Raw genomic sequence first — 7,767 nt, forward strand, 5'->3', positions numbered from 1 at the left:
CTGCGGCTAGATCAACCGCTAATATCGTTAGTGCATAGAGTTAGGCGCCGGCAAACGGCAAAAACGCTGCGAACTTAGCGGTATATGGTTATGCCCTTTTAGCCAGCGCGGGTGCTTTGCGGCGGCGCGCCGGGCCGGTAACGTAGGCGTTTGCCCGGTTGTTGAGTGCCCCCATGCCCTTGCGATTTTTCTATTCGGCGGCTCGCCATGCGCGCTGAGCCGATGACCCTGCGCCTGGCCAAGCGGCTGGTTGCGCTGCGCCATCAGGAGCTGCCCGCCGAGGTGCTGGGCATGGCCCGCACGCTGCTGGCCGACACCCTGCTGGTGGCCCTGGCGGGGCAGGCGCAACCCGCCGCCCACGGGGTGCGCGCGGCGTTGCCGGCGTCTGCCGGGCGCAGCCACCTGTGGTTCGCCCACGGCGCCGCGGCGATGGCCCCGGCCGACGCGGCCTTTATCAATACGCTGCACGCTGGGCTGCTCGGCTACGGCAGCATCAACGCCCGGGTGCATGCCGACGCGGTGTGCCTGCCGGCGGCCTGGGCGATGGCCGAGCAGTTGGGCCGCGGCTGGGAACCCTTCGTGCTGGCCTTCGTGGCGGCCAGCGAGGTGGTGGGGCGCTTCTCCCACAGCGCCTCACCGCGCAGTGCCGGCTGGTCGCACAGCTCGATCTACGGCGGCATCGGCGCGGCGATCGCCGCTGGGCTGTTGCTCGAACTGCCCGCCGAGCAGTTGGCCCACGCCATCGGCCTGGCCATGGCCCAGGCCGCCGGTACCCAGCAGGCCAGCCTGGAATCGGTGCTCAGCCGCCGCCTGCAACCGGCCTTCGCCACCCGCAATGGGGTATTCGCCGCGCAACTGGCGGCGGCCGGGGTGACCGCCGCCCGCCAGGCGGTGGAAGGGCGCTTTGGCTTTCGCGCGCTGTACGAGCCGGGCAACGACAAAGCGGTGCTGGCCGGGCTCGGCAGCGACTGGCGGCTGCTTGACACCGCGCTCAAGCCCTACCCGGTGTCGGCCTGCAGCCAGGCGCCGATCGAGGCCCTGTTGGGCCTAGTGGGCGCCCACGGCTGCGGGGAGCAAGACGTCCTCGAACTGGTGGCCTATGTGTCGCCGTTCATGTTCCGCTACGTGGGCGGTGAGTTCAGCGCCAACGGCGACCTGGCCATGCTCGCCCAGTTCAACCTGCGCTACCACCTCGCCTCGGTGCTGCTGCGCGGGCCGCTGACCTTCGAGCACCTGCAACCGGCGGCCCTGCAAGCACCGGCCATCGCCACGGTGCTGCGTAAAGTGCACCTGCGGGTAGACCCGCGCAACAGCCACGACTTTGCCCCGGCCACGGTGGCCATTACCTTGCGCGACGGCCGCGTGCTCGAAGCCACCCAACCCGTGCTGCCCGGCTCACGGGGGCAGCCGATGGGCCGCGCCGCGTGCGCGGCCAAAGCCGCCCAGTGCGGCGCGCTGGCGGGGGTCGATGGGCACGCCTTGTGGGCACGCCTGGCGGCGTTGGCCGAGGCCGGCGACTGGCACGGCTTGGCCGCGCGGGTACGCGGCTAGATGGCGATCGAGCTCAGCGGCTGGCCGTAAATCAAGTAGCGCCCGGGGCCCTGGTCGGTCGGCTCCGGGGTGCTGGCATTGACCCGCAGCAGCCCCAGCAGCCGTTGGCGCAGGGCATTGAACGCCGGCTGGGTGCCGTCACGCGGGCGCGGCAAGGTGATGCGGATCTGTTCGAGAATGCGCCCACCCTGCAGCAGCACCAAGCGGTCGGCGAGGGTGATCGCTTCGTCGATGTCGTGGGTGGCCAGCAGCACCGCCGGCTGGTACTGCCGCCACAGCCGCAGGGTGAGCTGCTGCAGGTGCAGGCGGGTCAGGCCGTCGAGCAGCGCGAAGGGTTCATCGAGCAGCAGTAACTGTGGCGCCCGCACCATGCAGCGGGCCAGCGCCGCGCGCTGCGCCTGGCCAGCGTCAAGCTGGCGCGGGCGGGCCTGGGCCAGGTCAGCCAGGCCCACTTCCGCCAGCGCCGCCAGGGCCGTGGCGCGCCGTTGCGCGTGCGCGATCGGCGCGCCCAGTACCACATTGGCCCACAGCGGCTTCCACGGCATCAGCCGCGCTTGGCCGAACAGCATCGCTTGCACCGGCGGCACCTGCAGCGCGCCGCCGTCGGGTTCATCCAGCCCGGCGAGGGTGCGCAGCAGGGTGGTTTTACCCGTGCCGCTCAGGCCCAGCACGGCTACGAACTCACCGGGGGCGATGTCCAGGTTGAGTTCATCGAGTACCCGCCGAGGGCCGAAGGCGCGCACCAGTTGGCGCACCCGCAGTGCCGGCGCCAGGGGCGGCAACCCTGAGGCGGCGCGGTTCATGCCCAGCCCCGCCGTTGCGCCCAGCCCTGCAGGCCGTGCAAGGCCAGGCTGCCGGCCCCGGCCAGCGCGGTGTACAGCAGCAGGGCCAAGAGTGCGCCCTGGGCACCCGGCTGCCCCAGCAATGCCCCGACGCCGCCCTCGCTGCCGTGCAAGGCCAGCGCCAGCAGCACCAGCCACACCTGCAGCCAGGCGCGCCGGAGGGCCCGCAACAACGCCGGCACGGCCGCGGGCAGGCGGATGTGCCAAGCCTGTTGCCAGCGGTTCAAGCGCAGGGTGTGGCCGGCCTCGAGCAGCTCGGGGTGGGTGCCGCGCAGCGCCCGGGCCAACGCCGCACTGATCGGCAACGCCGCCGCCAGCGCCATCGCCCAGCGCGCGCCCGGCGCACCGGCCCAGCCCAGCAGCAGCGGCAAGAACGCCAGCAGCGGCACGCTGTTCAACACCTTCAGCGGCCCCAGCAGCAGCCAGCGCCCCGCTTGGCTCAAACCCGCCGCCACCCCCAGCGCGCCGCCGCCCAGCAGCCCGAGCCACAACCCGGCCAGCGCCTGGCCCCCCGTGTGCGCCAAGGCGCTGTACAGCCCAGCACCGCCCGCCAGCGCCAGCAGGGCCTCGGCCAACCCGCTGGGGCTGAGCGCCGCGGGCGCCAAACCCTGCCACGCGGCCACCGCCAACAGCGGGCTGGCCAGGTAAGGCAGCCACGCCGGCAGGCGCCGCCGTTGAAGGGCCGGTGCGCTGTAGGGGCGTGCGGGGTCAAACGGGGCATTGGGCATGGGCACTGCCGTGGTAAGGGCCAGCGGCGCACGCTAAACGATTGGCGTGGGGAGGTTAAATAACGGTTGGGTATTAGGTGATAGCGGTTGGGCTGTGCTGAGCGAAGGGCCCCAGCCAGTGCGCCAGCACCTGATGCCTTCAGGGCATTTTTTCCATGCAGGCCAGGCATGGCATCGCGACCAGAAGCGCCGCCGCCCAATGAAACCGGGGCATTGAGCAGATGCCACGCAGCCCTTCATGCCATTTGGCTATGAGCCACTAAGGATAAGTTCCTTCTAGGCATAAACCCCTGCTGTGCATGATCCCAGCCCGTGAGGCAGAGCGCTCGAAGCTTGCCCACCTGCCCGTGCTCACCAGGAGTTTCCTTCAATGACGAACCTACAGTCCGCCGCCCGCGCCGTGCCGTTAGCCGGCGGGCCCGAGGCCGTGGACCCCGCCGCCGCAGCGCGGCAGGCCGTCGTGCTCGACCTGGCCCAGTTCGCCCTGCAGCGGCCCACGCGCCCGGCCACCAGCCGCCGCGAGGGTTGGCTGCTGGCCGGGCTGGTGCTGGCCCTGCACGGGGCCGTGCTGTACTGGGCGGGGCAACGGCCCACGCCACCGCTGCCGGTGGTGCCGCCGGAAATCCCACCCATGACCATCGAGTTCAGCCAGCCGGCGCCACCGCCGGTGGTACAGCCACCCCCACCGCCACAACCGCAAGTGCAGCCGCCCGAACCGCCGCCACCGGTGGAAGACGAACTGGCGAGCAAGCCGCCACCACCGCCCAAGCCCACACCCAAGCCGGTGATCAAGCAGCCGCCCAAACCGCTGCCCAAGCAAGAGGCCAAGCCGGTGGAACCGGCGCCGGCGCCTGCGCCGCCGAAGGCCGAAGCTCCGCCGCCAGCCCCCGCGGCGCCGGCACCGGTGACGCCGCCGCAGGCCACTGCCGGCTACCTGAAAAACCCGGCCCCCGAATACCCGCCACTGGCCCAGCGCCGCGGCTGGGAAGGCACCGTGCTGTTGCGCGTGCGGGTGCTGGCCAACGGCAGCCCGGGCGAGATCCAGGTGCAGCAAAGCGCCGGGCGCGAGCAGCTCGACCAGGCCGCGCTGGCCGCGGTGCGGCGCTGGAGTTTCGTGCCGGCCAAACAAGGTGGGCAGCCGGTTGAAGGCTGGGTCACCGTTCCTATCGATTTCAAGATTCGTTAACTTCCGAGGACGTTCAACATGGCACTTATTTCTCCTACCGAGTCCGTTGAAGGCGCGGTGATCTGGCTGCTGGTGGGTTTTTCCGTGCTCACCTGGGGCCTGGCGCTGGTCAAGGGCGTGCAGTTCAGCCGCCTCAAGGGCCAGGACAAACGCTTTCTGAAGCGCTTCTGGACCGCCCCCAACCTGGAAACCGGCGCGCAACTGGCTGATAGCCAACCCGGCGCCGCAGCGCGGGTGGCCGCGGCCGGCTACGCCGCCATCGCCGTGGGCGAGCAGGGCACCCCGAGTGACCTGGCCCACGCCATCAACCACCAGGACCGCCTCGAACGCGCTCTGCGCCAGCAGATCGTACGCGAACGGCGTTCGCTGGAAACCGGCCTGGCGGTGGTCGCCAGTATCGGCAGCACCTCGCCCTTCATCGGCCTGTTCGGCACTGTGTGGGGCATCATGGAAGCGCTCAAGGGCATCAGCGCGGCCGGCTCGGCCAGCCTCGAAACCGTGGCCGGGCCGATCGGCGCGGCGCTGGTCGCCACCGGCGTGGGCATCGCCGTCGCGGTGCCGGCGGTGCTGGTGTACAACTACTTCCTGCGCAGCCTCAAGCTCAAGGCGGCGGACCTCGACGACTTTGCCCATGACTTCTACAGCCTGGCGCAGAAGAGCGCCTTCCGCGTGCTGGTGCACCCGGCCACGGCGCGCAAGGCCAGCGGCCACAGCGCGGTGAAGGAGGCGAGCTGAGATGGCTTTTTCCACTCAGGACAACGACGAAGTGCTCAGCGAAATCAACGTCACGCCGCTGGTCGACGTGATGCTGGTGCTGCTGGTGGTGTTTATCGTCACTGCGCCGCTGCTGACCAACTCGATCCCAATCAACCTGCCCAAGACCGAAGCCGTGGCGCCGGTGGAAAACAAAGAACCGCTGGTGGTGAGCATCGACGCCGGGGGCCAGTGGTTCGTCAACAAAGACGCCATCGCCCCGGAGTTGCTGCAAGGCAACCTGGAGGCGGCCAAGCGCGGCAACCCAGACCTGCGCGTGCAGTTGCAGGCCGACGATGGCGCCAACTATGGGCAAGTGGCCAAGGCCATGGCCTCGATCGAGAAGGCCGGGATCACCAAGTTGGCGGTGATTACCGCGCGTTGAGGGCGGCCGGCGGCGCATAGGCGCCGACCACCTCCACCACCCACTCGATAAACACCCTCAGCTTGGCGCTGACATGGCGGTTGGGCCCGTAGGCCACGTACAGCGGCATGGGCTCCAGCTGCCAGTCGCTGAACAACGCCACCAGTTCGCCGCGGGCCAGGGCGGCCTCGGCCATGTAGTGGGGCAGCCAGGCAATCCCCAGCCCGGCCACCGCGGCGGCAATGTAAGCGTTGCCGTCGTCCACCGCCAACACATGGCGGCCGTGCAGGCGCAGGCTTTCCTCACCGCGTTGCAGGGCATAGGGCATCGGCTTGCCGCTGCGCGCCCAGAGAAACCCCACCACCTGATGCGCCGGCCCCTCGACCTCGCGCGGGTGCGCCGGCACCCCGGCGCGGGCCAGGTAGCTGGGCGCGGCGTATACCCCCAAGGCCAGGTCGGCCACGCGCCGCGCCTGCAACTGCGCGCTGCCGAGTTCGCCGCCGCGTACCACGCAATCCACGCCTTCGTCGATCAGGTCGACACGGCGGTCGCTCACCCCCATGTCGATCTGAATATCCGGATAACGGGCGTAAAACCCCGGCAGCGCCGGCACCAGCAGCAGCCGCGCGAGTGGGCTGGGCACGTCGACCCGCAGCCGCCCACGGGGCACCGCGGCGGCGCTGGAGAGGCTGGTTTCGGCGTCGTCCAGCTCGCCGAGCAGGCGCACCACGCGGGCGTAGTAAGCGGCGCCATCGGCGGTGAGGTTGACCTTGCGCGTGGTGCGGTTGAGCAACTTGACCCGCAAGCGCGCCTCCAACTGCTGCACCAGTTGGGTCACGCTGGTGCGGCTGAGCTGCAAGGTGGCGGCGGCCTGGGTAAAGCTGCCGGTCTCCACCACACGGGCAAAGGCTTGCATGGCATCGAAGCGGTCCATGGGCGGGGCTCTTGGCGGGCTGATTGTTTGGATTCTACAAACAATGTTACCGGCATTGGCAGGTTTATCGCCCAGGCCCGGCGCGCCACAGTAGCGGCCTACACAACGGGGCCGCCATGGCCCGCCTGGAGGCAGTAATGGCTACACGTGACGTTATATTCCCCGCCGGCCGCCGCGCGCTGTACGAGCGCAACCGCTATTCACCGGCCATCCGCCGTGACGGCTTGCTGTTCGTGTCCGGCCAGGTCGGCAGCCGCGAGGACGGCTCGCCCGAACCCAACCTCAAGGCCCAGGTGCGCCAGGCCTTCGCCAACCTCAACGCGATCCTCGCCGAAGCCGGCGGCAGCTTCAGCGACGTGATTGACGTGACGGTGTTCATGGTCAACCCGGAGGCGATTTTCGAACAGGTGTGGGAGGTAGTACCCGAATACTGGGGCGAGGTCCCGTACCCGACGCTGACTGCGGTGGGGGTGACCTGGCTGTACGGCTTTGACGTGGAGATCAAGGTGATCGCCGCGGTGCCCGCTCAGAAGCGTTCCTGAGCGGTCACGTAGCGCCATTGCCCGGCCGGCAGCTTGCCCATCGACACCCCGCCCAGGCGCAACCGGCGCATCGACAGCGGGGTTAGCCCGACCGCGGCGCACAGTTGGGCGAACACCCCGGCTTCGGGGGCCTTGAGGGCGAAGCGCAGGTGGGTTTCGTTCTGCCAACTGCATTTGACCCGCGGCAGTTCCACGCCTTTGTGGGTGATGCCGCGCTTGAGCCGCTCAAGGCCGCCGTCACGCATCGTACCGGTGACTTCCACCAGGTATTCCTGTTCGAGCTTGTTGAATTCGACGGTGAGCTTGCGCGTGGTGCGCCAGTCCTGGCTGAACACCTGCAGGCCACTGGCCCCGGGCTGCAGCGGCGCCAGGCATTGCAGGCGGCGAAAGTGCCCCTTGAGCACGCGCTTGCCGGTGTCGAACTCGGCGGCCTGGCTGGCCGGGGTGATCGAGGCCAGCGCGCTGCGGTCGTCGACCTGGGCGCCCTGATGGAGGATCAGCGTGACCGGCTCCGGCGCTTCGGCCTTGGCCCCTTCGAGCAGGGCGACGGGTTGGTCCTGCACCATGAATTGCGGCACATCGACCACCTCGCCAGCCACGGTGACCCAACCGCCTTCGATGTACAGCTCGGCTTCGCGGCGCGAGCAGCCGACCTGTTCGATCAGGCGGCGGGAGAGGCGTTGGGGTTCGGTCATGGCGCGGTACTCAGGCAAAAGCCGGCATTGTACCGGGAACCGGGTTGGGCTGTTGGGTTTGTGCCGAGGGCCCTTAACCCCCCACTGCCTTGCTGTTCACCTAAGCCATTGGAGGGGATCAATCTGTGAGCGCTGCTGATTTTTTGCATGAGCTTCAGGGCCTATCGCCCGG

The 7,767-nt window shown here is 69.5% G+C and carries 9 protein-coding genes; 5 read left to right on the forward strand and 4 right to left on the reverse strand.

The window, feature by feature from the left end; genetic code table 11:
* The first annotated feature begins 207 nt into the window (after positions 1–207).
* Positions 208–1,551 carry an MmgE/PrpD family protein gene (locus ACFZCE_RS26450; RefSeq protein ID WP_390943511.1) on the forward strand — a complete coding sequence of 448 codons (1,344 nt, stop codon included), beginning with the start codon at positions 208–210 and terminating at the stop codon, positions 1,549–1,551.
* On the opposite strand, the gene ACFZCE_RS26455 is transcribed toward ACFZCE_RS26450, so the two are convergent.
* Both ACFZCE_RS26455 and ACFZCE_RS26460 read right to left on the reverse strand, forming a co-directional pair.
* Positions 1,548–2,354 (reverse strand): ATP-binding cassette domain-containing protein, encoded by an 807-nt coding sequence (locus ACFZCE_RS26455; RefSeq protein ID WP_390943512.1) that lies wholly within the window; start codon positions 2,352–2,354, stop codon positions 1,548–1,550. The genes ACFZCE_RS26450 and ACFZCE_RS26455 overlap by 4 nt on opposite strands.
* Positions 2,351–3,121, reverse strand: a complete 771-nt coding sequence (locus ACFZCE_RS26460) for an ABC transporter permease subunit (protein WP_390943513.1) — start codon at positions 3,119–3,121, stop codon at positions 2,351–2,353. The genes ACFZCE_RS26455 and ACFZCE_RS26460 overlap by 4 nt, the downstream gene beginning before the upstream one ends.
* A gap of 370 nt (positions 3,122–3,491) precedes the next feature.
* Between ACFZCE_RS26460 and ACFZCE_RS26465 the strand changes: the two genes are divergently transcribed.
* Genes ACFZCE_RS26465 through ACFZCE_RS26475 form a run of 3 tightly spaced genes read left to right on the forward strand, consistent with a single transcriptional unit; the run spans position 3,492 to position 5,445 of the window.
* Positions 3,492–4,307: a TonB family protein gene (locus tag ACFZCE_RS26465; protein ID WP_390943514.1), complete on the forward strand. Its 816-nt coding sequence runs from the start codon at positions 3,492–3,494 to the stop codon at positions 4,305–4,307.
* Positions 4,308–4,325: 18 nt separating this feature from the next.
* Entirely contained in the window at positions 4,326–5,042 is a 717-nt protein-coding gene (locus tag ACFZCE_RS26470) for a MotA/TolQ/ExbB proton channel family protein (protein ID WP_390943515.1), read from the forward strand.
* A 1-nt stretch (position 5,043) separates the two neighbouring features.
* Positions 5,044–5,445, forward strand: coding sequence for a biopolymer transporter ExbD (locus ACFZCE_RS26475; protein ID WP_390943516.1), 402 nt, complete (start codon positions 5,044–5,046; stop codon positions 5,443–5,445).
* On the opposite strand, the gene ACFZCE_RS26480 is transcribed toward ACFZCE_RS26475, so the two are convergent.
* A complete protein-coding gene (locus ACFZCE_RS26480) occupies positions 5,432–6,358 on the reverse strand; it encodes a LysR substrate-binding domain-containing protein (RefSeq protein ID WP_390943517.1) in 927 nt (308 codons plus the stop codon). The genes ACFZCE_RS26475 and ACFZCE_RS26480 overlap by 14 nt on opposite strands.
* A 137-nt stretch (positions 6,359–6,495) precedes the next feature.
* Here ACFZCE_RS26480 and ACFZCE_RS26485 point away from each other — a divergent pair, with 137 nt between their 5' ends.
* Positions 6,496–6,900: a Rid family hydrolase gene (locus ACFZCE_RS26485; protein WP_390943518.1), complete on the forward strand. Its 405-nt coding sequence runs from the start codon at positions 6,496–6,498 to the stop codon at positions 6,898–6,900.
* Here the strand turns inward: ACFZCE_RS26485 and ACFZCE_RS26490 are convergent.
* Positions 6,885–7,595 (reverse strand): rRNA pseudouridine synthase, encoded by a 711-nt coding sequence (locus ACFZCE_RS26490; RefSeq protein ID WP_390943519.1) that lies wholly within the window; start codon positions 7,593–7,595, stop codon positions 6,885–6,887. The genes ACFZCE_RS26485 and ACFZCE_RS26490 overlap by 16 nt on opposite strands.
* Positions 7,596–7,767: the final 172 nt, after the last annotated feature.

The sequence above is a fragment of the Pseudomonas sp. NPDC007930 genome, from assembly GCF_042958985.1.
Lineage (GTDB): Bacteria > Pseudomonadota > Gammaproteobacteria > Pseudomonadales > Pseudomonadaceae > Aquipseudomonas.

Bases quoted from the DNA above. Each gene is read 5' to 3' on its own strand.
- ACFZCE_RS26450 (WP_390943511.1), top strand. From the start codon at position 208: ATGCGCGCTGAGCCGATGACCCTGCGCCTGGCCAAGCGGCTGGTTGCG.
- ACFZCE_RS26455 (WP_390943512.1), bottom strand. From the start codon at position 2,354: ATGAACCGCGCCGCCTCAGGGTTGCCGCCCCTGGCGCCGGCACTGCGG.
- ACFZCE_RS26460 (WP_390943513.1), bottom strand. From the start codon at position 3,121: ATGCCCAATGCCCCGTTTGACCCCGCACGCCCCTACAGCGCACCGGCC.
- ACFZCE_RS26465 (WP_390943514.1), top strand. From the start codon at position 3,492: ATGACGAACCTACAGTCCGCCGCCCGCGCCGTGCCGTTAGCCGGCGGG.
- ACFZCE_RS26470 (WP_390943515.1), top strand. From the start codon at position 4,326: ATGGCACTTATTTCTCCTACCGAGTCCGTTGAAGGCGCGGTGATCTGG.
- ACFZCE_RS26475 (WP_390943516.1), top strand. From the start codon at position 5,044: ATGGCTTTTTCCACTCAGGACAACGACGAAGTGCTCAGCGAAATCAAC.
- ACFZCE_RS26480 (WP_390943517.1), bottom strand. From the start codon at position 6,358: ATGGACCGCTTCGATGCCATGCAAGCCTTTGCCCGTGTGGTGGAGACC.
- ACFZCE_RS26485 (WP_390943518.1), top strand. From the start codon at position 6,496: ATGGCTACACGTGACGTTATATTCCCCGCCGGCCGCCGCGCGCTGTAC.
- ACFZCE_RS26490 (WP_390943519.1), bottom strand. From the start codon at position 7,595: ATGACCGAACCCCAACGCCTCTCCCGCCGCCTGATCGAACAGGTCGGC.